The following is a 23,512-nucleotide window of genomic DNA, read 5'->3' as shown; positions in this document are numbered from 1 at the left end:
ATGTTCAACCCGAGCCGCGACGAAGTCCGACGCTTTTTCATCGACACCTGGCGCAAGCAGCGCGCGGGTGAAATCCTCACGCCGCTCGAAGCGATCGCGGCCGACTGGATCGTCGAACACCCCGAATACCATGCCGAACTGGCCGACGAGGCCACCACCGCGGCCGAGTACGCGCCCGAGGCGGGCCGCACGAACCCGTTTTTGCATCTATCGATGCATTTGGCGATCAGCGAGCAACTTTCGATCGATCAGCCGCCCGGCATTCGCGCCGCGCACGACCGGCTCGCCGCGCGGCTCGGCTCGACGCACGAGGCGCAGCACGCAATCATGGACTGCCTCGGCGAGACCATCTGGGAGGCGCAGCGCACCAACACGCCGCCCGATACCGACGCCTACCTGGCCCGGATCGAGCGCCGCGCATCGAGAGATTGACGGGAACTGCGACAACGTGTCGCAGGACCTTCTCATACGACCTCGACGCAGGACACGCAGCCGATAAAAAAACACCCCGTTCGAAAAGCGGGGTGTTTTCTCATCGGCGAACGCGGCCTATCGTATGACGGCCGGGGCGTCCGGCGTTACTTCTTGTCGACGAGTTCGCCCTGGAGCGACTCGAGGTAGGCGCCGATGTCCTTCATGTCGCTCAGCGACAAGCCTTGCACCTGGGCCTGCATGATGGCGTTGTTGCGGCCGAAGTTCGGGTTGCCCGTGCCCATTTGATACTGACGCAGGGACATGACGATGTAGTCGGCGTGTTGGCCGGCCAGCTTGGGGTAATCGCCGCTGACGGGCTTGGTGAACGTCGCGCCGTGACATGCCGCGCAGTTGTGCTGCTCGACGAGCGCCTTGCCGTTGTCGATGCTGGCCGCATGGGCCGAACCCACCGCCCCGACGGCCGCGACGAGCGCCGCCCCGACGAAGCGCAATGCCTGATCAGGTTTGTTCATGAATTCTCCTATCCCGCGAAATGAGGTGGCTGAAAGCGTCCGATGGGACGGTCACTTGTCGGGATTGTTCTTCGACGCCGGCGTTTGCGAGGCGTAGTACGCCGCGATATCGGCAATATCCTGGTCCGACAGCGACACCGCGATCGCATGCATCGTCTGGAAGTGGCGGTCGCCCTTCTTGTACGCGTGCAGCGCGTTTTCGAGGTATTGCTGGTTCTGGCCGCCGAGGATCGGCACGCGATAGACCTCGGGGAACGCGGTGCGGTAATCGGGGATACCGTGGCACCCAATACACATGGCGACCTTGCCCTGGCCCGCCTTTGCGTTGCCGACCACATCGGCCGCCTGCGCGCTCACCGCAAACCCCGCGAGCGCGGCAAGCGCTGCGGTCACGACATGTTTGCCGACGAAAGAGTTCATAGGTTCTAACCTGGCTTGAGGGGAAACGAGCGCCCGCTAAAAGCCTGCGGGCAATGGCGCTGCGCCGTTCTTGTTGTGGGGAAACGCAACGAGCGGCCAAAAAAATCGCGGCAATTGTACCGCGCCGCTCGCCCGGGCGTCCACCCGGCGCCGGCGGGCACGCGCCGTCCGACACCATAAAGCGGCTCGAGGAAGCCGCCTAGCCCTTCTGACTTATACTGGGTTTTTTTCTTAGAGAGCATGCCGCCATGCGCTTCGAAGGCTCGTCCCAGTACGTCGCCACCGACGATCTCAAGCTCGCCGTCAACGCCGCGATGACGCTCAAGCGTCCGCTCCTGATCAAGGGCGAGCCCGGTACGGGCAAGACGATGCTGGCGGAGGAGGTCGCGGCCTCGCTCGGCATGCCGCTCTACCAGTGGCATATCAAATCGACGACGAAGGCACAGCAAGGTCTGTACGAATACGACGCCGTCTCGCGCCTGCGCGATTCGCAGTTGGGCGACGCGCGCGTACAGGACATCGCGAACTACATCGTCAAGGGCGTGCTCTGGCAGGCGTTCGAATCGGACGTGCCCGCCGTGCTGCTGATCGACGAAATCGACAAAGCCGACATCGAATTTCCGAACGACTTGCTGCGCGAGCTCGACCGGATGGAATTCCATGTCTATGAGACGCGCGAGGTCGTGCGCGCCAAGCACCGCCCGCTCGTCGTCATCACCTCGAACAACGAGAAGGAACTGCCCGACGCATTCTTGCGCCGCTGCTTCTTTCACTACATCCAATTCCCGGACCCGGCGACGATGCAGCGGATCGTCGACGTGCATTACCCCGGCATCCGCGAGGACTTGCTGCGCGCGGCGTTGACGAGCTTTTTCGAGCTGCGCGCCGTCTCGGGCCTGAAGAAAAAGCCTTCGACCTCCGAGCTGCTCGATTGGCTCAAGCTGCTGCTCGCCGAGGACATCCCCGCCGAGGCGCTGCGCGCGGTCGATCAAAAGCAAGTCGTACCGCCGCTCGCCGGGGCGCTGCTCAAGAACGAGCAGGACATGAGCCTGCTCGAGCGCTTGGTGTTCATGAATCGCCATAATCGGTAACCGAAGGCGCGCGGCCGCTTAAGCGCTCGCGCATGGAGAGGCATCGGCCATGTTGATCGACTTTTTCTACTCGCTGCGGGCCGCTCAGTTGCCGGTGTCGGTCAAGGAATACCTGACGCTCGTCGAAGCGTTGCGCGAGCGCGTGATCGCGCCGTCGCTCGACGAGTTCTATTATCTGGCCCGGCTCACGCTGGTGAAAGACGAGCGCTACTTCGACAAGTTCGATCAAGCGTTCGGCGCCTACTTTCGCGGCGCTCAAGCGCGAACCGACGCCGCCTTCGAACTCCCGCTCGACTGGCTCGAACAACGGTTGCGTCGCGAACTCACGCCCGAGGAAAAGGCGCAAATCGAAGCGATGGGCGGGCTCGACAAGCTGATGGAGCGCTTGAAGGAACTCTTCGACGAGCAAAAGGAGCGCCACGAAGGCGGCAGCAAATGGATCGGCACGGGCGGCACCTCGCCGTTCGGCAATGGCGGGTACAACCCCGAGGGCGTGCGCATCGGCGGTCAATCGGCCGGCAATCGAACGGCCGTCAAAGTCTGGGAGGCGCGCGGCTACCGCGATTACGACGACCAGGTCGAAATCGGCACGCGCAACATCAAAGTCGCGTTGCGGCGGCTGCGCCGCTTCGCGCGCGAAGGCGCGGCCGACGAACTCGATCTGCCCGACACGATCCGCAGTACGGCCGCGAACGCGGGCTGGCTCGATCTCAAGATGGTGCCGGAGCGGCACAATACGGTCAAAGTGCTGATGCTGCTCGACGTAGGCGGCTCGATGGACGACCACATCAAGCGCACCGAGGAACTGTTTTCCGCGGCCAAGGCCGAATTCAAGCACCTCGAGTTCTACTACTTCCACAATTGCGTCTACGACCATCTGTGGAAGAGCAACCGGCGCCGGCACGTGGAGCGCATGCCGACCTGGGACGTCCTGCACAAATACACGCCCGATTACAAGCTGATCTTCGTCGGCGACGCCACGATGAGTCCGTACGAGGTGCTGCAACCGGGCGGCTCGGTCGAATACAACAACCCAGAGGCCGGCGCCGTGTGGTTGCGCCGCCTGGCCGACCGCTTTCCCCACCACGCGTGGCTGAACCCGGAGCCCGAAGGGTTGTGGGAGTATCGCCAATCCGTCTCGATCATTCGGCAGTTGCTCGGCGAACGCATGTACCCGCTGACGCTCGCGGGGCTCGAGACGGCAATGCGCAGGCTCAGTAAATAACCCCGCGCCTCGCACGCGTTTCGAGTCGTATAGCCGTTATGTCGGTTAGCCTTCCCGCTTAGCCTTCCCTTTTAGCCGCCGCCTCGTCTCAAGCATCCATGACTTCCCCCTCCGCGCCCGAACTGCCGGGTCCCTTTTCGATCCGCCGCGCCCTGGTGCGCCCGCTCGCCGATACGTCGCTGCATTCGATCGTCGCCGGATTCGTCGCGATGATGACCGGCTATACGAGTTCGCTCGTGCTCGTGTTCCAGGCGGGCCGCGCGGCGCAACTGTCCGAGGCGCAAGTCTCTTCATGGATTTGGGCGCTGTCGATCGGCATGGCGCTTTCCACGATCGGACTGTCGCTGCGCTTTCGCACGCCCGTCGTGGTCGCCTTCTCCACGCCCGGCGCCGCGCTGCTCATCGCCGCATTGCCGCACGTTCCCTACGCCGATGCGATCGGCGCATTCATCGTCAGTGCGCTACTGGTCACCGCCGTCGGCCTGACGGGCTGGTTCGACGCGCTCATGAGACGCGTGCCGGCCGGCATCGCGGCGGCCCTATTGGCCGGCATCCTGTTCGAAATCGGCATCGAGATCTTTCATGCGGCGCAATACCAGACGACGCTCGTGTTGACGATGTTCTTCGTCTACCTGTTCATGAAGCGTCTCGCGCCGCGTTACGCGATTCTGTCGACGCTCGTCGCCGGCACGGCCGTTGCAACCGGGCTCGGACTCATCGATTTCAGCCGCTTTCACGTCGCGCTCGCGCATCCGGTCTTCACGGCGCCGCACTTCTCGCTGTCGGCCGCCGTCAGTCTAGGCGTGCCGCTTTTCGTCGTGGCGATGGCGTCGCAAAACATGCCCGGCATGGCGGTACTGCGCGCCGACGGCTATTCGGTACCGTCGGCGCCGCTGATCTCGACGACGGGCATCGCCTCGATGCTGCTCGCGCCGTTCGGATCGCACGGCGTCACGCTCGCGGCAATCACGGCGGCGATCTGCACGGGCCCGGAAGCGCACGAGGATCGCAACAAGCGTTATACCGCGGCCCTTTGGTGCGGCTTGTTCTACCTCGTGGCCGGCATCTTCGGCGCGACGATCGCCGCGCTGTTCGCCGCCTTGCCGAAAGCGCTCGTCGTATCGGTGGCGGCGCTAGCCCTGTTCGGCTCCATCATGAGCGGCCTGACCAATGCGATGAGCAATGTCCGCGAGCGCGAAGCGGCGCTCGTCACGTTCATGGTGACGGCTTCGGGTCTAACGCTGCTCTCGATCGGATCGGCGTTTTGGGGACTCGTCGCCGGCGTGATCACGCAAGTGGTGCTGAACGCTCGGCGGCCGTAGAGATCGGCCGCCGACGCGCATTTTCGGGCCGCCTTCGCAGCCTGAACCCGACGGGCCTAAAATAGTCACATTTGCAGCGGGTCGCGCCGCCTAGGCGGTTTAAGCGTGCGACCCTCATCCAACCCATAGCGGAGGCGCTGTCAAGCGCTAATGAATCGACCATGACCAACGCTCTCGACCAACTGAAGCAGCACACCATCGTCGTCGCGGATACGGGCGACTTCCAGCAACTCGCGCAATACAAGCCGCAAGATGCGACGACGAACCCGTCCTTGATCCTCAAGGCGGTGCAGAAAGACGCGTATAAGCCCCTGCTCGAGAAAACCGTGCGCGAGCACGCAAGCAAGCCCGCCACCGCGATCATCGATCACTTGCTGATCGCGTTCGGCACCGAAATTTTGAAGATCATCCCGGGGCGTGTATCGACCGAGGTCGATGCGCGTCTTTCGTTCGACGCCAAGCGCTCGATCGACAAGGGCCTCGAAATCATCAAGCTTTACGAGGCCGCCGGGATCGACCGCCAGCGCATCCTGATCAAACTCGCCTCGACCTGGGAAGGCGTGCGCGCAGCCGAAGTCCTGCAAAAGGAAGGCGTGAACTGCAACATGACGCTGCTGTTCTCGCCCGTGCAAGCCGCGGCGTGCGCCGAAGCCGGCGCGAAGCTGATCTCGCCGTTCGTCGGCCGCATCTACGACTGGTACAAGAAGCAAGCCGGCGCAGATTGGGACGAGGCCAAGATGGGCGGCGCGAACGATCCGGGCGTGCAATCGGTGCGCCGCATCTACGCCTACTACAAGCGCTTCGGCTACAAGACCGAGGTCATGGGCGCGAGCTTCCGCACGACCAATCAAATCATCGAGCTGGCGGGCTGCGACTTGCTGACGATCAGCCCCGATCTGCTGCAAAAGCTGCATGACAGCAACGAAACGGTCGAACGCAAGCTTTCGCCGCAGGCAAGCGAAGGCGAGAAAATCGAACGCATCGCCATCGACGAGCCGTCGTTCCGCTTCCAACTAAACGACGATGCGATGGCCACCGAAAAGCTCGCGGAAGGGATCCGCGCGTTCGCGGCCGACGCGATCAAGCTCGAAAAGCTGATCGAGGCGCTGCGCTGAGCCCGATTTCACGCAGACGAAGGGGGTAATCGCCATGGTGGTTCAACCGTATCTGCATTTTTACGGACGCTGCGAGGAAGCGCTTGCGTTTTACGAGCAAGCGCTCGGGGCGGAAGTCACGTTCAAGATGCGCCACAAGGATGCCCCGGGCGAGTTTGCCGCCGAGGGAGAAGCGGGCGAACGGATCATGCACGCTTCTTTCAAGGTCGGTCAGACGACGCTGATGGCCACCGACGGCAATCCCAACGAAACAGCCGCGCCGGCCTATTCGGGCTTCAGCATCTCCATATCGCTCGATAGTCCGGCTAAAGGCGAGAAGCTGTTCGAAGCACTCGCGCAAGGCGGGCAGATTCGTTTTCCCTGGCAACCGACGTTTTGGGCGAAAGGCTTCGGCATGGTTGTCGACAAGTTCGGCGTGCCTTGGATGGTCAACGTCGAGAATTCGGCGCCGTAGCCTTGGCCCAGCGCGCGGCGGCCGCATCGCCCTCGATGTGCCAATGCGGTTCGGTATCGGCCAGCAACGCGCGCAGCACCTCGACTTGCTGCGCGAACCAGCCCGCGATCCAGCGCGGTCCCGGCATCGTGTCGTCGGGCGCCCCGCTTCGCTCGCCATCGCCTGCGAGCGACACGGGCGAGCCGAGCGACGGCACGGCCAAGCGCTGTCCCGCGCGGGAATGCGAGCCGAAGCGCAGCGCGCGGGCCATTCTGAGCAACGCGTCGCGCTCGGCGCGGGCATCGTCGCCCATCTCGGCCCCGGCCGACGGATGCATCGCGGCACTCGTCGACATCATCTCGAGCGCGCTCAACGTCGAACGATGGAGCCGCTGTATCGCCTCCAAGCGCTTCAGCGGAATATCGACCTCCTTGGCAACCGAGGGCATCAGCGAGCGCAGTTTCACGAGCCGCCCGTTCAGCGCCGCGAAAGCCGCGACATGCGTTTCCACATCGAGCGGACGGCCCCGTGCGATCCTGCCGCGAATGCGGGCGCAGTCGCGCAGGTTACGCGCCAGCAAATAGCGCCACGAATAGGTCGCGTAAAGCGGTAAGGCGAACGAGAACGCAAGCGCGATGACGATACCGATCAAAACGTTCAGCGTGCGCCATAAGCCCGTATTGATCGTGCTGTCGCCGTGGCCGGCGACGATGCAGATCGTGATCGCCGTCAGCAGTGCGATGTAGCCGGCCTTGCCGATCGCGTAGTACCCGCAGACCCCCGTTGCGATCGCCATCAGCAAATAGGTGAGCGGCATCGACCCGATCACGTGCAACTGTGCGATCAGCGCGAGCCCGACAAGCGCGCCCAGCAGCGTGCCAAGCGCACGATCGGCGGCCTTCTTACGAATGTTGCCGTGGTGCTGCAACCCGCCGATAACGACGAGCACCGTCACGGAAGCCCAAATGCCGTTCGGCACGTGAATGCCCGTCGTGACGAGAATCGAGGCGAGCATGGCCAATCCCACGCGCACGGCATGCAGCACGCTTGCATGACGGTAGCGGTAGTACGGCGAAACCAGAACGCTCGCGAGCGAACTCGCAAGCCAGCGGACGGGGCGGAAACGGATCATCACCGTGCAATTGTCGGCGAAATGCGGCGGCGCGTCGATACGGACGTCGAATACGACGGCCGAAAAAAGAGGCGGCACTCGGCCGCCTCTTTTATCAACGTGCCGGGCCGCTCGCATGGAGCGAGCGGCCCGGTGCGCTTAGCCTTCTACCACGTCCAGATAGTCCTCCGGGCGCGTACGGTCTTCGGCATGGCTCATGCCGATCGCACGGACGGCGACGCTGACGACGATCGCGACCGCGAGATTGACGATCAGCGACCAGACGGCCGCATAGCCGGGGATCGCATAGCCGCCGAGATGAATCGCGAAGATCGAGCTCTTGAGGCCGGTCGAGGCGGCCATCCACGTGCCCACGGCGATACCCACCGCCCAGCCCGCCAGCAGGCCGCGCGGGTCGAGCTTACGCGTGTACAGGCCGAGCACGATCGCGGGCAGCGTCTGGATGATCCAGATGCCGCCGAGCAACTGCAACTGGATCGCGTAAGTCAGCGGCAGACCGAGAATGAACGCGACGGCGCCGACTTTGACGATCAGCGAAACGAGCTTGGCGACGCCCGTTTCTTGATCGTGCGACATGTTGCGATTGACGAACTCCTTGTGGATGTTGCGCGTGTACAAGTTCGCGGCGGCGATCGACATGATCGCGGCCGGCACGAGCGCGCCGATCGCGATGGCGGCGAACGCGACGCCGACGAACCACGACGGGAAGAAGTGCAGGAACAGCGCCGGCACGGCGAAGTTCGGCCCGAACGCCTTGAAGTACGGCGCGAACTCGGGCATATCCTTCACGCCCGAGGCCAGCGCCATGTAGCCGAGCAGCGCCAGCAAGCCGAGCACGAGCGAGTACGCGGGCAGCATCGCCATGTTGCGGCGGATCGTGTTCCCCGAGGAGGAGGACAAGATCGCCGTCACCGAGTGCGGGTAGAGGAACAACGCCAGCGCGGAGCCGACGGCCAGCGTCGCGTAGGCACTGTAGCCGTTCATGCTCGAGACGTCGGGTGCCTTCAGCAGCAGCTTGGCGGGCGGCACGATGCTGAAAATGTGACCGAAGCCGCCCAGTTGCGCCGGAATGACGATGATCGCGGCGATGATCGTGATGTAGATCAGCAAGTCCTTGACCACGGCGATCATGGCCGGCGCGCGCAAGCCCGACGTATAAGTATAGGCGGCGAGAATCGCGAACGCGATGATCAGCGGCAGATCGCCGACGAATCCCGACGTGTCGAACCCAAGCCCGCCGATCACGACTTCGATACCGACGAGTTGCAGCGCGATGTAGGGCATCGTCGCGACGATGCCCGTCACCGCGACCGCCAGCGCAAGCGTACGGCTACCATAGCGGGCGCTCACGAAGTCGGCCGACGTGACATAGCCATGACGTTTAGCGACGGCCCACAGCTTCGGGAAGACGACGAACGCGAACGGATAGATCAGAATCGTATAGGGCAGCGCGAAAAAGCCCGTCGCACCCGCGCCGAACACGAGCGCCGGTACGGCCACGAACGTGTAGGCGGTATACAAGTCGCCGCCGAGCAGGAACCACGTGACGATCGTGCCGAAGCGGCGTCCGCCCAGACCCCACTCCTCCAAATGGGCCAAGTCCCCGCGCCGCCAATGCGCGGCGACGAAACCGAGGATCGTCACGCCGATGAAGAACAGGACGAAGACGAAGGTTGCTGTTGCGTTCATCGAGCGTCTCCGGCAGAGGCGCCCGGCGTCGAACGCGATTTGGTCTTGAAATAGACGACGCCCGTGATGACGGCGCTTATGAGTACCCAGAACAACTGGTACCAATAGAAAAACGGAAAGCCCCACAGTTGGGGATCGATCTTGTTGTACGACGGTACCCAGATCATTGCGATCCAGGGCACGACCAGCAGCCAGAGCCAGTGCTTGGAGGCTCGATTGGCGTCGGCGTTGTGAGCCATGACGTCTCCTCTTTTACTCTTTTTCACCCCGCGGGACATCCCCGCGAAGGCGACGACCCGAATTGAACCGTTCCGAAACCCCATATGGAGCGGCCGGCCGGCAACGTTCAGCTTATTAAGCTTGGGAAGAGTATAAGAGCGTTGCCCGAGCGGTCAAGCGGGACAGACCCGGGGCTGCGCCGCACGCGGCAAGCCCGCCCGGCGCGCGTTCGCACGGCGCGGGCGGGCAGTTCGTTGCGCGTTCAAATACTGAACGTATCCGCCGGTGCGTTCGCGGTGCGCGCCGCGTTCGCCTCGCGCAGCGCCTTGATCCAGCGACGGGCCGGCAAGCCCAGTTTCGCTTCGAGCAACCGGGCGCGGCGCTCGAGCGCCGCATACGAAACATCGAGCGCCGGACCGGAGAACGCGAGCGCGATGCGATTACCCTCGTGCACTTCGGGCAGCGCGATCACCCGGCCGTCGAACGCCGCGTTCAAGTGCTTCATGTTGCGCACGAAGCTCGGATGATCGCCGAACAGATTGATCGTTGCCACACCGGCCCCGGTCAGACAGGCGCGCACGGCACGATAGAACGCGACGGTGTCGAGCACGGGGCCGCGCGCCGTCGCATCGTATAGATCGATCTGCAAAGCGCCGATCGTGCCGTGATTGGCGCGGTCACCCACGAAATCCCAGGCATCGGTCTCGTGCACCGTCAGGCGCGCATCATCGGGCGGCAAGGCGAACATCGTACGTGCCGCGACGACCACCGCGGGATTGAGCTCCACCGCTTCCACATGCGCGCGCGGCAAGAAGCGATAGGCGAACTTGGTCAGCGCCGCGGCGCCCAGGCCGAGTTGAACGACGCGTTTCGGCGTTTCCAAGAACAGCAGCCAGGCCATCATCTGCTCCGCGTACTCGAGCTCGATCCGGTCGGGCTTGTTGATCCGCATCGCGCCTTGCACCCACTCGGTACCGAAGTGCAGATAGCGCACGCCGCGTTCTTCCGAGAAGGTGACGGGCGCGAAACGCGGTTTGCGCGGCAACTCGATGCGCGGTGCGGCGTCGTGCTCCAAATCGTCGGCTGCGCCGGCGCGCGAACGCTTGCGTTTGCCTTGTTCGTTGCGTTCGTTGCGTTCGTTGCGTTGGTCGCGTTGGTCGCGTTGCTCACGCTTGCCGCGTGCAAAAGCGCGCGCTTCGGCCGAAGCGCGCTTGATGAGATCGGTCATGGAAAGATGAGTGCGCCCGCAAGCGCAGGGTTGAATCGGACGAGAGGATAGCACTGTCCGCGGCACCGCCCGCACTCGCGGGCGGTGGGCGGAACGCGTTCGCCTCTATCGGTACTGGCGCGGTACCCGTCGAAGCGAGCGCGATGTCGCGAGGCGCGATCCCTTAGCGGAACACGCCGACGGCATCGACGAGGCGCGTCGCTTGCTGCTTCAGGCTAGCTAGGGCGGCCGTGCTCTGCTCGACGAGCGCCGCGTTTTGCTGCGTGATGTTGTCGAGCTCGCTGACGGCGCGATCGACTTGCAGCACGCCGGCGCTTTGCTCGTTCGTGGACGAACTGATTTCCGCGATCAAGTCGGAGACGCGTTTCACCTGCGCGACGATATCGTCCATCGTGCGGCCCGCGTCGTCGACGAGTTTGGCGCCCGAATCGACCTTCTCGACGCTCGCGTCGATCAGCGATTTGATTTCCTTGGCCGCGGTCGCACTGCGCTGGGCCAAGCTGCGCACCTCGCCGGCCACGACCGCGAAGCCGCGGCCTTGCTCGCCCGCGCGCGCCGCTTCCACGGCCGCGTTCAATGCGAGGATGTTCGTTTGGAATGCGATGCCGTCGATCACGCCGATGATGTCGGCGATCTTGCGCGAGCTCGTCGTGATGTCGTTCATCGTATGCACGACTTCGGACACCGCGCGCCCGCCCGCCGATGCCGATTCGCTCGCGGTGCTCGAAAGCTGATTCGCGGCTGCCGCCGTCTCCGCGTTGCTCTTGACGGTGGACGTCATTTGCATCATCGAGGACGCCGTCTGTTGCACGCTCGACGCCGCTTGTTCCGTGCGCGAGCTCAGGTCGATATTGCCTTGCGCGAATTCATTGATCGATTGCTGCACGTGACGTACTTGCTCGCTGACGTCGTCGACCAGCCAGCGGAACATAAGCCCCATCTGATTGACGGTGCGCAGCGTCATGCCGATCTCGTCGACGCGGCCGGCTTCGGCCAATTGCCGCCCTTGTCCCGACGCCACCTCGAGCGCATGTTCGCGCAGCCGTTCGAGCGGCCCGGCGATCTGCGCTTCGAGCCAAAGCGACGCGAGCACGCAGGCGACGCATGCCGCCGCGCCGAATACGCCGAGTCCGGCGCCGCTTTGCCCGGCCGCCGCTGCGGCGCCGACGAGCATCGCCAGCAACGCGATCAGCGCCGTGCGGATGCGCCAGCGCACGGACATCGTCTTGAGCGCGCTAGTAAAGCCGAGCCATCCCTTGCGGACGACGAGCCCCTTATGAAACGCGCGATTGCCGGCACGGCCCTCGCGAAAATCCGCATAAAGCGCTTGCGCCGCGGAGATCTCCTCGCGCGAAGGCTTCGTGCGCACCGACATATAGCCGATCGGACGTCCGCCGCGCACGACCGGCGTCGCATTGGCCCTCACCCAGTAATGGTCGCCGTTCTTGCACCGGTTCTTGACGATCGCCGTCCAAGGCTCGCCGCCTTTGAGCGTGGCCCACATATCGGCGAAGGCTTCCTGCGGCATGTCCGGGTGACGCACGACGTTGTGCGGCTGCCCCTCCAATTCCTCGGCGGAGAAGCCGCTGATCTCGACGAACGCCGAATTTGCATAAGTGATATAGCTTTGCGCGTCGGTTGTCGACATGAGGGTTGCGTCATCGGACAACTCATGTTCCCGGCCGGTGACAGGCACGTTGTTGCGCATCGAACAAAACCTCAGAAAGTGTAAGACGGGGCGGCGGCCCGATGCGGCCAATAACCGCGGTGGGTGCCGACGACGATTTAACGGCTGTCTTACGGGGAACTTGAGGTGTACTTTGCAATTCCGCGATTTGCCGCGCCGCGCAATCGTCGTATTATTTTCGCGCGCAAAGTGAAAGACCTCTGAATCGGCAATCGGCAGTCGACAATTGCGATCCAGAGGTCCGATCAGCCGAAACGATGGCTGATTGATATGCCTGGATTAAGCGCGCTTAAGTATCCGAGCGCGGCAATGGGCGGCTAGTCGGAATGACGCTCCGCCGAATTGCTGATGGCTTGGCCGCCCTTCGAAATATCTTGGCCGGCGCCCTCGACCGTATGGCAGGCGGTCAACCCAAGTGTGCTTGCAAACAACAACAGCGCGATGAGTCGTGTCATGAGAGTCCTCCCTTGGCAAGACGAGCGTCGAATGATCGCTTACCGGCTGTTGAGCAAGACGAGCGTCGAATGATCGCTTACCGGCTGTTGAGCAAGGGGTGTGCCTGACACCATTTCGTTACGGCGGATCAAACCGACGGAGCGGCGATAGCGAGGCCTTGGGCTCGGCGCGACGGCTCGGCTCCATGCAGATGGACCGCGTAGGTATCGCGCGGCAACTTGAACTGCGGTCCGACGGCGAGCGCAACGCGCTTCAATACCGCGACCGTCTCCCCGCGGTGATAGCCGCCGTGAATCACGACATGGGTAAGCATCTCTTCGCGGGTCATGTAACCTTTGTCGCCGTCGGTAAAGGCGAACGGAACCGACTCGCTCAGCACGGAGGGCGCGGCGGCGTCGACGTATTCGAGAAACCACGCATCGACACGCGCGAGGTCCGAATGCAGTACCTCGAGTTCAGGCGTATCGGGCGTATTGTCCGCCGCGAACCCGTGCTCTCTTCCGACGAGGTGCGCGGCGAATATTTTGCCGACGACGAGACAATGATTCATGATCCGAAGCGTGGCATGCCTTTCGGCCGCATGCCGGTCGGCGTCGAGTCCTTTCATCGCCTCGAGCACTTCCGAGTTTGCCCAGGCCTGGTACTTCAGCATTCGCGATAAAAGGTCGTTCGCGCTCATCACCTTGTTCTCCTTTGACTTGAGTGGATAGCCGGGCTCGGGCATTGCCGGTGCCGCATCGCGGATCGGGTGCGACATAGCCGGTGGCATAATACCCGCTCGAGTGCGCACCGCGTTTCATTCATAACAACGACCGGCCTGATCCAACAATGAAGTTGACGATACTCTGCGCACTGATCGCCACGCTATGCGCGGGATGCGCGAGCAACGAGCGACGCGCACCAAGCGGGGACGCCCTCGCGGCATTACCCGCGGATCCCCAGCAAAAAGCACCGCCTCGCTGGGTCAAGGCCGTACCGCCCTATTCGTTGACTTTGTTTTCAAAGGCGGAAGTCGATCTGAATTCCGTGCGCGAAAACGGCGATGGTGCCATTACGGCGTGGGAAAGGGACACCTACGAAAAGATTCAAAATCCCTCGACGAGCTACAGCTACAAGGTAGCGGAAGCCCACTATCTGTTCGATTGCGCCGGCGGCAAGTTTTCGATCCTGCACGTCAATACCCGACGAGCGAATGGCGACTTGGTACGATCGCAACCGCTCTCCGACGGCGAGCAACAAAACCGGCAAGACATCTTTGCGCATTCGTTGATCGGCGCCGAAGCCGAACTTGCCTGCGCGCAGGCGCATAGCAATTGGCCGAACGACGCTCGCTACCCGCTTCGGATAAAGCCTGAAACGCCGATCGCAGCAAATAGCGGCATTTCAGGTATGACGCCCGAGCAGAAAAAGAGCATCGAAAACTCGGTTCGACAATTGAGGCAGAGCCAAGCAGCCAGTGCCGCGACCACGAGCGCTCCCCCAACACGATGGCGCGTTCTAACGGGGTTTTGGCGCTGCCGAACCGGCGAAAAATTCATAATATGAACGGACCATGACCGGTCCCCCTCGCGCAAGACACGCGTTCCGGGACGAACGTTTCTGAACGACGAGGGTAACCGCTATGCCTCTTGCCTCGAGGATCGAACACGCGCGCCGCGCATCGCGCCCGCCGCTCCAACGACTCACGCCGATCTTCTGGGCCCTGTGCCTGACCGTACCCGGGATTTCCCTTGCCGCCGGCGTATTGCCGCAAGGCGGGCGGTTCGTTGCGGGGTCGGGGTCCATCTCCAGCAACGCGACATCGCTCACGATCAACCAAACCTCGAGTCGCGGCGTCGTCGATTGGACCAGCTTTTCCATCGGCAGCGGCAATCAAGTCAGCATCGACAACGGCGCGGGGGCAACGTTGAGCCGCGTCACCGGTACGACGCCCTCGTCGATTCTCGGCACGCTCTCGGCCACGGGCAGCGTCTACCTGATCAATCCGCAAGGGATCGTGGTCGGGCAAAGCGGCGTGATCGCAACGGGCGGCCGCTTCGTCGCCTCGTCGCTCGACACGGACAACACCGCGTTCATGAACGGCGCGCCGCTGACATTCGCGAATTCATCGACGACGGCCAAAGGCACGGTCGTGAACCTCGGCAAGATCACATCGAGCGGCGGCGACGTCTTCCTCATCACGAGCAACGAAGTCGACAACGTCGGCACCATCACCGCGCCGCAAGGCACCACGGAGCTCGTCGCCGGCCAACAGGTGCTGCTGCACGATACGTCGGGCAGCCAACAAGTGTTCGTCCAAACCGCGAGCCACGGCATCGTCGTCAATCGCGGCACGATCGACGCGGCGCAAATCAGCCTGCAGGCAGCCGACGGCAACGTCTATGCACTAGCCGGCGCACATTCCGTCGTGCGGGCGACGGGCACCAAGACACGCGACGGCCACGTCTGGCTCGTCGCCGATACGGGCAGGGTCTGGATGGATGGCGCAATCCAAGCGCGCAACGCGGACGGCAGCGGCGGCACGGTCGATACGAACGCCGCCACCCTGCGAATCGCGGGCGGCCCAAGCGTGAAGGCGAATGTCTGGAACATCACCACGCCGGGCCTCACGATCGATAGCCTCGATGCGCCCGTCTTCCAGAACAACTTGAACGCGGGCACGTCCATCGATCTGCAAACGACGGGTGCCCTGGGTACGACGGGCGACATCGACGTGGCGTCGACTATCCACTGGAGCGGCGCGGCATCGCTCACGCTCGGCGCCTACCATTCTCTGACCATCGAAGCCGCCGCGAAATTGAAGAACGACGGCAACGGTAATTTGACCCTGCGTGCCGATGCGCAAGCGATCGACAACGGCGGCGGTATCACGAATAAAGGCACGGTCGATTGGTCGACGAGCCAAGGCATCGTCAGCTTGTTCCGTGACATAAACGGGACTTACACCCCAGGGAACCTTCTCGCCAGCGGATCATGGACCGCGCCGGCCGACAGCGGCCTCCAAACCCAGATCACGAGCTACAAGCTCATCAATTTCTATAAGGATCTGGAAAACGTCAACAACGATCTGGCGGGCAACTACGCACTCGGCAGGGACATCGTGGCAACCGCATCTGGTGACGGCTCCTTCATTCCGCTCGGCAACGACAATTCCGCATTCATGGGTCAGTTCGACGGACGCGGCCATACCATCAGTTCGCTGACGATGCGCGGCACCGGCCCGCAATCGATCGGCCTGTTCGGCACAATCGGTGCGAGCGCGATCGTGCGAGACCTCAACGTCAACGGCAATATCGCGATGGCGCTCGATCCGCAAAACAACTGGGAAGACGGCACCGAGGGGATCTTGGCCGGTTTCAATGAAGGGACGATCTTGCGCGTGAATACGTCGGGCAGCGTGTGGGATGTGCAGGCCACTCAAAACATCTCGATCGCGGGAGGGCTCGTCGGCGTGAACGTCGGCACGATCGAACGTTCGAGCAGCGCGGCGATCCTCAATTCCGGCACCGTGGGCGGCCTCGTCGGCGAGAACGACGGGCTGATTTCAGACTCGCACGCTTCCGGCCAAGTTCAAGGCGCAACCGCCGTCGTCATTACCGCGGACGGTCCCGCCGGTCTCGTCAGCGACAATCGCGGGACGATCATGCGATCGTACGCAACGGGCGTCGTCGTCGGCCAATGCAACGACTCGCATTGCGGCGGAGCCGCGGGACTCGTGTCGGACAACTACTATGGGGTGATCAGCCAATCGTACGAGACAGGCGACGTGGAGGCCGGGCGCTGCGGCGCGCAGAGCTGCGGGTATGCGGCGGGGCTCGTGCTGCAAAACACCGGCGCGGTCAGTCAGTCGTATTCGACCGGCCGAGTCATCGCGAACGGATGCATCGATCCTTCCAATTGCGGCTCCGGCTCGGCGCTCGTCTACAACAACGCCGGCAAGATCGATCAATCCTTCGCCACCGGGTTGGTCGAACCCGGCGCCATCGACCCGCCGACCGGCCCGAAAGGCGCAAGCGCCGGCATTACCGTGAACAATACCGGGTCCATCGCGCGCAACGTCTATTGGAACAAGCAAACGACCGCCGCGGCCACCGGGGTGGCGTCGGGCACGCCCGTCTCGACGGCAAACGGCCTGACCACCGCGCAAATGTCGAACGCCGCGAACTTCTCGGGGTGGGATTTCAGTTCGAGCGGCACATGGGCCATGACGCCAGGTACCGATCATCCCGTCTTGCGATGGCAACTCGAGGCGCAGCAGTAGCTCGCCCGCGACGAACCCGTGCTCAGCCGGGCCGGCGAAACTCGTTCGCCACCCAGCTTGCGGCGCTTGTCTTGCTCAGCTTGAAGGTGGGAGCCACTTGCACCTGCGCTAGCTGCTCGCCAAACGCGTCGAGCGCCGTCAACAACGCATAAGGTTCGTCCTCGTCGGGAACGATATCGAGCGTAATGTCGAGTTGCACGTCGCCTGTGGCGTCCGCCACGGTCACGCGTTTGTGTAACTGCGCACGCAACTGCTGCTCATGCCGGCGCAAGACTTCCGAGGCGGTTTTCACGAGCGTGTTGAATGCCGATACGTCGAGCGGCTTCGGATCCTTCTTATTGCGACCCATTGTCCACGGACCGACCAGTGCCGGTTCCGGCTCGCCGTCCTTAATCATCTCGACGGCCCATCCGTCGTCTTCCTCGTTCTTGATCACGCGCGCCGTCCACCCGCCGTCGCGCCATAAACCGTCTTCGTGCACGGTTTCGGGAACTTCGGCGATGGGTCCTTCGGCTGCAACCTCGGGCGACGGAAGCGATGGATCGGTCATGGCGGATTCACTCATTCGGACGGCGCGACATGCGCAATCCATGGATTCTACCTGGCCATCGCACCGCGAACCCCGCGCTATGACGAAGGGACAAGACAACTGCAACGGCAAAATTTCGACGAACTGTACATGGTTCGAGCGATAGACCGAAGCATAGACTCGTCGCACTCGACCGTCTTTAAAATCGGCATGCTGAAAATCCTTGGAAAAGCATCGTCTATCAACGTTCGCAAAGTACTATGGACTTGCGCTGAATTGAATCTCCCGTTCGAGCGAGAGGATTGGGGGACCGGATTTCGATCCACGCAAACACCGGCATTTCTTTGCTTGAATCCGAACGGTCTAGTGCCGGTCCTACGCGATGGCGATTTCGTTCTTTGGGAATCGAACTCCATCATTCGCTACTTGGCGTCACGTTATGAGGGCGCATATCTCTATCCGGCGGACCCCGTCATACGCGCGAGCATCGATCAGTGGATCGATTGGCAAGCCGCCGATCTCAACCGGTCGTGGAGCTACGCGTTTATGAGCCTGGTGCGGCAGTCCCCCTCGCACCAGGATGCGGAAGAGACAGCAGCGTCGATCGATCATTGGACGCGACACATGCGCATACTGGACGGTCGGCTGCAGTCCACCGGCGCGTATGTCGCCGGCCCCAGGTTTTCGCTAGCCGATATTCCGATCGCTTTGTCCGTGAATCGTTGGTTCGGCACGCCGTTCGAGCACCCGCATTTCCCGGCGGTTTCCAGGTATTTCGACCGATTGAGCGATCGGCCCGGCTTTCTCGATTACTGCAAAAACGGACTGCCGTAACCGATGGCGGGATCGACTGTTACTTTGGCAATATTCTATTTAGGATAACTAAATATGATAGCGGGGTTTTAGCCCGATCCCGTCATCGGACTCGCGCTTGCAGCCGGGATCGGTTTACGTGAATCGCGATTCTGACAATGCAGGGGTAACCGTGAAACTTTTCGCCTCGAGGTGGACACGCTCACATGATTCGCGGCGCGATGCGCATCCAACGCTTGCGCCGATCTTCCTCGCCGTCTCGCTCGCCATGCCGGCTCTCGCCCTCGCCGCCGGCGCGTTGCCGCAAGGCGGACGCTTCGTCGCCGGCGCCGGCCACATGTCTGGCGACGCGACCTCGCTCACTGTCGACACGGCAGGGGGACGCAACATCATCGACTGGACAAGCTTTTCGATCGGCGCCGGCAACCGGGTCGCCATCCACGGTAACGGCCCTACGCTGAACCGCGTCACGGGGGCAGATCCGTCCGTTATTCTCGGCTCGTTGACAGCCGACAACAGCCTCTATTTGATCAACCCGCACGGCGTGGTCGTCGGGAGTAGCGGCGTTGTGACAACAGCGGGCCGCTTCGTCGCCTCCACGCTCGATGTCGATAATTCCGCGTTCATGAACGGCGGCCCCCTCACCTTCTCGAGTCCATCGGGCAGTGCAAAAGGTACCGTCGTCAACCTCGGCACCATCTCCTCGACCGGCGGCGATGTCTTTATGATCGCGAGCGGCGAAGTCGATAACGTCGGCGCCATCAGCACGCCGAGCGGCAGCACGGAGCTGGTCGCCGGCCGACAAGTGCTCTTGCAGGATTCGACGGGAAGCCAACAAGTATTCGTGCAAAAAGGCAGCGCCGGCGCCGTCGTCAATCGCGGCGATATCGAAGCGGCGCAGATCAGCCTGCAAGCGGCCGACGGCAATGTCTATGCACTCGCCGGCAATCACGCGGTGCTGCGCGCCACGGGGACGAGGACACGAGACGGTCATGTCTGGCTCGTTGCCGATGCGGGCCGGGTCTGGATCGATGGGACGCTGCAAGCCGCCAATTCCGACGGCAGCGGAGGCACCGTCGATACGACCGCCGCGAGGCTGCGCATCGCGGGCGGTCCCACGGTGAAGGCCAATGTCTGGAACGTCACGCTGCCCGCCTTCACGCTCGACGGCGTCGATGCACAGGTATTGCAGAACAATCTGAACCAGGGCACTTCGCTCAATATTCAAACGACGGGCGCGGGCGGCACTACGGGCGATCTCGACGTCGCTGCCGGTCTGCATTGGGGCGGCGCGGCATCGCTCACGCTCGCGGCCTACCATTCGTTGACGATCGAAGCTGCGGCGAAGTTGAAAAACGACGGCGCCGGCAGTTTGACGCTGCGCGCCGATGCGCAGGCGATCGACAACGGCGGCGGGATCGTCGATAACGGCACGATCGATTGGTCGGGAAGTCAGGGCTTCGTCAGCGCGTATTACGACCTAAATGGCGGCTACCACCCCGGCAGCATACTCGCCAACGCGTCATGGCTGTCGCCGACCGAGAGTGGACTCGTCACTCAAATCACCGCGTACAAGCTGATCAACAATATGAGTGATCTCGGCCACGTCTCTGCCGATCTGGCGAGCAACTATGCGCTTGGTGCGGACATCGATGCAAGCGGAACGCAGACGCCTCCGTTTTTCACGCCGATCGGCAGTAGTACGACACCCTTCACCGGCCAATTCGATGGACGAGGCCACACGATCAGCTCGCTGACAATGTCCGGGGGCCCCAGCGCTGCGCTAGGGATGTTCGCTGACATAGGCCAGAGCGCCGTCGTTCGAGATCTGAACGTCAACGGCAGTGTGACGTTTGGTGAACCGGAAAACGGACAAACGTACGGGCAGGCGGGAATCTTGGCAGCCAAGAACGAGGGGACCATCTTGCGTGTCAACACCTCGGGGACGGTGTACGACTCCGTTCCCAGGAATCTCTCGACGGCCGGTGGGCTAGTAGGCGACAACAACGGCACGATCGAGTACTCCAGCAGCAGTGCGAGTGTCACCGCATCGGCGGCGGGAGGTCTTGTCGGCATGAATGAAAGCAACGGCCTTATCGCTCTATCGCACGCATCAGGAGAAGTTCAAGGCACAGGTGCGGGTGCCGGCAACGGATTTGTGCCGGGGCCTGGAGGACTCGTCGGTGTGAACGAGGGTGGAACGATCACACAATCGTACGCAACGGGCCTCGTGCGAAGCGCATGCTCCGATGTGAATTGCGCCGGCGCAGCGGGGCTCGTCTACCAGAACTTCTGGGGAAATATCAATCAGTCGTTCGCGACAGGGACCGTGGACGCCACCGCATGCAACGCCGTTCAATGCGGCGACGGCGCTGGGCTCGTCTATTCCAATGACCAAGGCTTCATCAACCAATCCTACGCGACAGGCACTGTCGTGGCTCTTGGTTATCTCAATAGCTCGATTTACAGTCGCGGAGCGGCGCTCGTGGGCGGGAACGGAGGCTGGATCAATCAATCGTTCGCCACCGGCCGCATAGTTGCCCCGCCGATACAGTCACCCACTGGGCCGCAAGTACGCAGCTTTGGTATCGGGCTGGGCAGTGGCGTCGGTATCGGAAACGACGTGTACTGGAATAAGGAGACCACCGGCACCTCGGTCGGTGTGAGCGGCGACCCGGCTTTTCTGGCTTCGAACGGGTTGACCACTTCGCAAATGTCGAACCCCGCAAGTTTTTCCGGTTGGGACTTTAGCTCCTCGGGCGCATGGGTGATGCCGCGCGGCGCCGATCATCCCTACTTGCGCTGGCAAGTGCAGCCGCCGCTTTGAGCGTCACGTCGCGAAAGGATCGGCGCGCCCGAGCCGGGTGAGGAAGAAGGCGCGCCGAAACCATATAGGCTCCTTTTGCTCAATTGCCCGCGAGCGATCCGTCTCCCCGTTTCGCCCGCCGCGCCGGCCGCGCGGCGCGAAGCTCCGACGGATCGAGAAAGAACGCCCGGTTGCCGGCCATGCGTTCGATCATGAAGTCGATGAAAGTCTTCACGCGCCGCGATTGTTCGGTCCGATGCCCGTAGTAGATATAGATCATGCCGTGCTCGGCGACGTGCTCGGTCAGCAGCGGGACGAGCCGTCCGTTTCTGATGTAGGTCGTTGCGTTGAAGCTGCCCAATTGCCCGATGCCAAGACCCGATAGCACCGCCTGCGTTTCCATCTCCGTATCGTTGACGCAAAGCGCGGCGGGCACGTCGCGATAGACGATCTCATCGCCAAGCCGGAACTGCCATTGCGCAAGCTTGCCCGTGTTTGCGCGCCGAAACCCTGTGCAGCGATGTTGAAACAGTTCATCGATGGTGCGCGGCGCGCCATTGCGCTCGATGTATTCCGGCGACGCGCAGACGATGAGCTGAATCGGCACGAGCCGGCGAGCAATCGAACCGCCCGATGGCGGCGGTCCGGCACGGAATCCCACATCGGCGCGGTCGGTCACGAGATCCGTGAACTGATCGTCGAATTGCACTTCGAGTTGCACGTTGGGGTACAGCGTCTGGAATTGCTCGAAATACGGCCACAGCACCGGGAGCCCCAGCGCTCGCGGGGCGCTCACCCGGAGCATGCCGGCCACTTCTTCTTGCGAGCGCCGGGCCTCGTCGAGCGCGGATGAAAAAATGTCGAGCGCCGGCTTCACGCTGTCGAAAAGACGCTGGCCTTCCTCCGTCAAGCTCAACTTGCGCGTAGTGCGGTGAAAGAGCCGCACGCCCAATTCCTTCTCCAGTTGCATCACGGCATGGCTGGCCGCTTGCGGCGAGATGCCTTGATCGACGGCCGCGCCGCGCAGGCTTCCGAGCGTCGCGGCGCGCACGAACGTAGTGATCGCACGAATTTCGTTCATGTCGGGCATCCCTAATTCGCAAATAAAAGTTGATTATGCCTCCAGTGAAAGGCATCTAGTTCGGGTCAATCGCCAGACCTACCATGGCGTCACTTCATCACACACCAGGAGTGAAATCATGGCTGACATTCAACACGGCGGCTTCAAGCGGGTATGGTTCATCACGGGGGCATCGCGCGGCATCGGCGCATTGATCGCCGAGGCGGCGCTCGCCGACGGCAATGCGGTCGTGGCCGCCGGACGTAACGCCTCGGCCATCGTCGAGCGTCTCGGCGAATCGGCCGCGCTGCTGCCCGTTGCACTCGACGTGACTGACGAAGCGCAAGCGAAGGCGGCGGTACGAGCGGCCGTCGAAAAGTTCGGGCGTATCGAGTGCTGATCAACAATGCCGGTTTCGGCCTGTTGGGCGCGGTTGAAGAGTCCGCCGACAAGGACGTCCGCCGTATGTACGATACGAACGTCTTCGGCTTGCTGAACGTCACGCGCGCGGCGTTGCCGGTCATGCGCGCCCATCGCTCGGGGCACGTGATCAATATTTCGTCGATCGGCGGTTATCGGGCCGCGGCGGGATTCGGCGTCTATTCGTCGACGAAGTTCGCCGTCGAGGGCATCACCGAAGCGTTGCATGCCGAGTTGAAACCGCTCGGCATTCAAGCGACCGTCGTCGAGCCGGGGTATTTCCGTACGGACTTTCTGGATGCCTCGTCGCTGGTCGTCGCGCCGGACGTCATCGACGACTACGACGATACCTCGGGTGCCGTCCGTCGCAAGGCCGTGCAGTTGAATCACAACCAACCGGGCGATCCCGCGAAGCTGGCCGCGGCGATCATCACGCTGGTGGACGCGCCGAACCCGCCGTTACGGCTTGCGCTCGGCACCGATACGCTCGCTGCGATCGCCGAGAAAAATGCCTACGTGACACAGGAGACGGAGGCATGGAGAGCGTTGTCGGCATCGACCGACTTCGCGGCGTGAGTGGAGGGAGGCGGCGGCTTGGCGTTGGTGACTCGTATGCCAACGGCTCATGGGCGATATCCGCGCTGAAGCAGTTTGCGCAG

General features: G+C 62.7%; 21 protein-coding genes and 1 pseudogene. 11 read left to right on the top strand and 11 right to left on the bottom strand.

Features of this window, described 5'->3' with window-relative positions; all coding sequences use genetic code 11:
* The gene (locus DXT59_RS06760) at positions 1-432 is read left to right on the top strand and encodes a DUF1841 family protein (RefSeq protein WP_116136134.1); all 432 of its coding nucleotides are present in this window, start codon (positions 1-3) and stop codon (positions 430-432) included.
* 146 nt (positions 433-578) lie between these two features.
* On the opposite strand, the gene DXT59_RS06755 is transcribed toward DXT59_RS06760, so the two are convergent.
* Both DXT59_RS06755 and DXT59_RS06750 read right to left on the bottom strand, forming a co-directional pair.
* Positions 579-947 (bottom strand): c-type cytochrome, encoded by a 369-nt coding sequence (locus DXT59_RS06755; RefSeq protein WP_116136133.1) that lies wholly within the window; start codon positions 945-947, stop codon positions 579-581.
* A gap of 51 nt (positions 948-998) precedes the next feature.
* Complete coding sequence (locus DXT59_RS06750) at positions 999-1,367, bottom strand: c-type cytochrome (protein WP_116136132.1); 369 nt, start codon at positions 1,365-1,367, stop codon at positions 999-1,001.
* A gap of 248 nt (positions 1,368-1,615) precedes the next feature.
* Here DXT59_RS06750 and DXT59_RS06745 point away from each other — a divergent pair, with 248 nt between their 5' ends.
* The 5 genes from DXT59_RS06745 to DXT59_RS06725 all read left to right on the top strand — a co-directional run bounded on the left by DXT59_RS06745 (position 1,616) and on the right by DXT59_RS06725 (position 6,574).
* A complete protein-coding gene (locus DXT59_RS06745; protein WP_116136131.1) occupies positions 1,616-2,458 on the top strand; it encodes an AAA family ATPase in 843 nt (280 codons plus the stop codon).
* A 49-nt stretch (positions 2,459-2,507) separates the two neighbouring features.
* Positions 2,508-3,683: a vWA domain-containing protein gene (locus tag DXT59_RS06740; RefSeq protein WP_116136130.1), complete on the top strand. Its 1,176-nt coding sequence runs from the start codon at positions 2,508-2,510 to the stop codon at positions 3,681-3,683.
* A gap of 98 nt (positions 3,684-3,781) precedes the next feature.
* A complete protein-coding gene (locus DXT59_RS06735; RefSeq protein ID WP_116136129.1) occupies positions 3,782-5,005 on the top strand; it encodes a benzoate/H(+) symporter BenE family transporter in 1,224 nt (407 codons plus the stop codon).
* A gap of 161 nt (positions 5,006-5,166) precedes the next feature.
* Positions 5,167-6,120, top strand: a complete 954-nt coding sequence (gene tal, locus DXT59_RS06730) for a transaldolase (RefSeq protein WP_116136128.1) — start codon at positions 5,167-5,169, stop codon at positions 6,118-6,120.
* Between the two features lie 34 nt (positions 6,121-6,154).
* Positions 6,155-6,574 (top strand): VOC family protein, encoded by a 420-nt coding sequence (locus tag DXT59_RS06725; RefSeq protein WP_116136127.1) that lies wholly within the window; start codon positions 6,155-6,157, stop codon positions 6,572-6,574.
* Here DXT59_RS06725 and DXT59_RS06720 read toward each other — a convergent pair.
* From DXT59_RS06720 to DXT59_RS06690, 7 genes are all read right to left on the bottom strand, one after another.
* Complete coding sequence (locus DXT59_RS06720) at positions 6,549-7,685, bottom strand: FUSC family protein (RefSeq protein WP_116136160.1); 1,137 nt, start codon at positions 7,683-7,685, stop codon at positions 6,549-6,551. The genes DXT59_RS06725 and DXT59_RS06720 overlap by 26 nt on opposite strands.
* Before the next feature lie 138 nt (positions 7,686-7,823).
* Positions 7,824-9,374, bottom strand: a complete 1,551-nt coding sequence (mctP, locus tag DXT59_RS06715) for a monocarboxylate uptake permease MctP (RefSeq protein ID WP_116136126.1) — start codon at positions 9,372-9,374, stop codon at positions 7,824-7,826.
* Positions 9,371-9,613, bottom strand: coding sequence for a DUF3311 domain-containing protein (locus tag DXT59_RS06710; protein ID WP_116136125.1), 243 nt, complete (start codon positions 9,611-9,613; stop codon positions 9,371-9,373). The genes mctP and DXT59_RS06710 overlap by 4 nt, the downstream gene beginning before the upstream one ends.
* 242 nt (positions 9,614-9,855) lie before the next feature.
* A complete protein-coding gene (locus DXT59_RS06705; protein ID WP_116136124.1) occupies positions 9,856-10,821 on the bottom strand; it encodes a class I SAM-dependent methyltransferase in 966 nt (321 codons plus the stop codon).
* Between the two features lie 163 nt (positions 10,822-10,984).
* Positions 10,985-12,529, bottom strand: a complete 1,545-nt coding sequence (locus DXT59_RS06700) for a methyl-accepting chemotaxis protein (protein WP_116136123.1) — start codon at positions 12,527-12,529, stop codon at positions 10,985-10,987.
* A 296-nt stretch (positions 12,530-12,825) separates the two neighbouring features.
* A complete protein-coding gene (locus DXT59_RS06695) occupies positions 12,826-12,963 on the bottom strand; it encodes an entericidin A/B family lipoprotein (protein WP_116136122.1) in 138 nt (45 codons plus the stop codon).
* A gap of 128 nt (positions 12,964-13,091) precedes the next feature.
* Positions 13,092-13,643, bottom strand: coding sequence for a DinB family protein (locus DXT59_RS06690; RefSeq protein ID WP_116136159.1), 552 nt, complete (start codon positions 13,641-13,643; stop codon positions 13,092-13,094).
* Between the two features lie 149 nt (positions 13,644-13,792).
* Here DXT59_RS06690 and DXT59_RS06685 point away from each other — a divergent pair, with 149 nt between their 5' ends.
* Positions 13,793-14,509 (top strand): surface-adhesin E family protein, encoded by a 717-nt coding sequence (locus tag DXT59_RS06685; protein ID WP_116136121.1) that lies wholly within the window; start codon positions 13,793-13,795, stop codon positions 14,507-14,509.
* Positions 14,510-14,585: 76 nt separating this feature from the next.
* Complete coding sequence (locus DXT59_RS06680; RefSeq protein WP_116136120.1) at positions 14,586-17,225, top strand: two-partner secretion domain-containing protein; 2,640 nt, start codon at positions 14,586-14,588, stop codon at positions 17,223-17,225.
* Positions 17,226-17,247: 22 nt separating this feature from the next.
* Here DXT59_RS06680 and DXT59_RS06675 read toward each other — a convergent pair whose 3' ends face one another.
* Positions 17,248-17,775 (bottom strand): hypothetical protein, encoded by a 528-nt coding sequence (locus tag DXT59_RS06675; protein WP_116136119.1) that lies wholly within the window; start codon positions 17,773-17,775, stop codon positions 17,248-17,250.
* A gap of 189 nt (positions 17,776-17,964) precedes the next feature.
* On the opposite strand from DXT59_RS06675, the gene DXT59_RS06670 reads away from it, so the two are divergent.
* Both DXT59_RS06670 and DXT59_RS06665 read left to right on the top strand, forming a co-directional pair.
* Positions 17,965-18,588: a glutathione S-transferase family protein gene (locus tag DXT59_RS06670; protein ID WP_116136118.1), complete on the top strand. Its 624-nt coding sequence runs from the start codon at positions 17,965-17,967 to the stop codon at positions 18,586-18,588.
* A gap of 151 nt (positions 18,589-18,739) precedes the next feature.
* The gene (locus DXT59_RS06665; protein WP_240324420.1) at positions 18,740-21,394 is read left to right on the top strand and encodes a two-partner secretion domain-containing protein; all 2,655 of its coding nucleotides are present in this window, start codon (positions 18,740-18,742) and stop codon (positions 21,392-21,394) included.
* A gap of 79 nt (positions 21,395-21,473) precedes the next feature.
* On the opposite strand, the gene DXT59_RS06660 is transcribed toward DXT59_RS06665, so the two are convergent.
* Positions 21,474-22,454, bottom strand: coding sequence for a LysR family transcriptional regulator (locus tag DXT59_RS06660; RefSeq protein ID WP_116136157.1), 981 nt, complete (start codon positions 22,452-22,454; stop codon positions 21,474-21,476).
* 118 nt (positions 22,455-22,572) lie between these two features.
* On the opposite strand from DXT59_RS06660, the pseudogene DXT59_RS06655 reads away from it, so the two are divergent.
* Positions 22,573-23,429 (top strand): annotated as a pseudogene (locus DXT59_RS06655) (oxidoreductase).
* The last annotated feature ends 83 nt before the right edge of the window (positions 23,430-23,512 follow it).

Source organism: Trinickia diaoshuihuensis (assembly GCF_003390925.1).
Taxonomy (GTDB): domain Bacteria; phylum Pseudomonadota; class Gammaproteobacteria; order Burkholderiales; family Burkholderiaceae; genus Trinickia; species Trinickia diaoshuihuensis.
The sequence above is the reverse complement of the archived record's forward strand: the minus strand, read 5'-3'. Positions and strand labels throughout refer to the sequence as shown.

Bases quoted from the DNA above. Each gene is read 5' to 3' on its own strand.
- mctP (WP_116136126.1), bottom strand. From the start codon at position 9,374: ATGAACGCAACAGCAACCTTCGTCTTCGTCCTGTTCTTCATCGGCGTG.
- DXT59_RS06660 (WP_116136157.1), bottom strand. From the start codon at position 22,454: ATGAACGAAATTCGTGCGATCACTACGTTCGTGCGCGCCGCGACGCTC.
- DXT59_RS06720 (WP_116136160.1), bottom strand. From the start codon at position 7,685: ATGATCCGTTTCCGCCCCGTCCGCTGGCTTGCGAGTTCGCTCGCGAGC.
- DXT59_RS06745 (WP_116136131.1), top strand. From the start codon at position 1,616: ATGCGCTTCGAAGGCTCGTCCCAGTACGTCGCCACCGACGATCTCAAG.
- DXT59_RS06695 (WP_116136122.1), bottom strand. From the start codon at position 12,963: ATGACACGACTCATCGCGCTGTTGTTGTTTGCAAGCACACTTGGGTTG.
- DXT59_RS06675 (WP_116136119.1), bottom strand. From the start codon at position 17,775: ATGACCGATCCATCGCTTCCGTCGCCCGAGGTTGCAGCCGAAGGACCC.
- DXT59_RS06690 (WP_116136159.1), bottom strand. From the start codon at position 13,643: ATGAGCGCGAACGACCTTTTATCGCGAATGCTGAAGTACCAGGCCTGG.
- DXT59_RS06680 (WP_116136120.1), top strand. From the start codon at position 14,586: ATGCCTCTTGCCTCGAGGATCGAACACGCGCGCCGCGCATCGCGCCCG.
- DXT59_RS06705 (WP_116136124.1), bottom strand. From the start codon at position 10,821: ATGACCGATCTCATCAAGCGCGCTTCGGCCGAAGCGCGCGCTTTTGCA.
- tal (WP_116136128.1), top strand. From the start codon at position 5,167: ATGACCAACGCTCTCGACCAACTGAAGCAGCACACCATCGTCGTCGCG.
- DXT59_RS06755 (WP_116136133.1), bottom strand. From the start codon at position 947: ATGAACAAACCTGATCAGGCATTGCGCTTCGTCGGGGCGGCGCTCGTC.
- DXT59_RS06670 (WP_116136118.1), top strand. From the start codon at position 17,965: ATGCTGAAAATCCTTGGAAAAGCATCGTCTATCAACGTTCGCAAAGTA.
- DXT59_RS06750 (WP_116136132.1), bottom strand. From the start codon at position 1,367: ATGAACTCTTTCGTCGGCAAACATGTCGTGACCGCAGCGCTTGCCGCG.
- DXT59_RS06710 (WP_116136125.1), bottom strand. From the start codon at position 9,613: ATGGCTCACAACGCCGACGCCAATCGAGCCTCCAAGCACTGGCTCTGG.
- DXT59_RS06725 (WP_116136127.1), top strand. From the start codon at position 6,155: ATGGTGGTTCAACCGTATCTGCATTTTTACGGACGCTGCGAGGAAGCG.
- DXT59_RS06700 (WP_116136123.1), bottom strand. From the start codon at position 12,529: ATGCGCAACAACGTGCCTGTCACCGGCCGGGAACATGAGTTGTCCGAT.
- DXT59_RS06735 (WP_116136129.1), top strand. From the start codon at position 3,782: ATGACTTCCCCCTCCGCGCCCGAACTGCCGGGTCCCTTTTCGATCCGC.
- DXT59_RS06685 (WP_116136121.1), top strand. From the start codon at position 13,793: ATGAAGTTGACGATACTCTGCGCACTGATCGCCACGCTATGCGCGGGA.
- DXT59_RS06740 (WP_116136130.1), top strand. From the start codon at position 2,508: ATGTTGATCGACTTTTTCTACTCGCTGCGGGCCGCTCAGTTGCCGGTG.
- DXT59_RS06760 (WP_116136134.1), top strand. From the start codon at position 1: ATGTTCAACCCGAGCCGCGACGAAGTCCGACGCTTTTTCATCGACACC.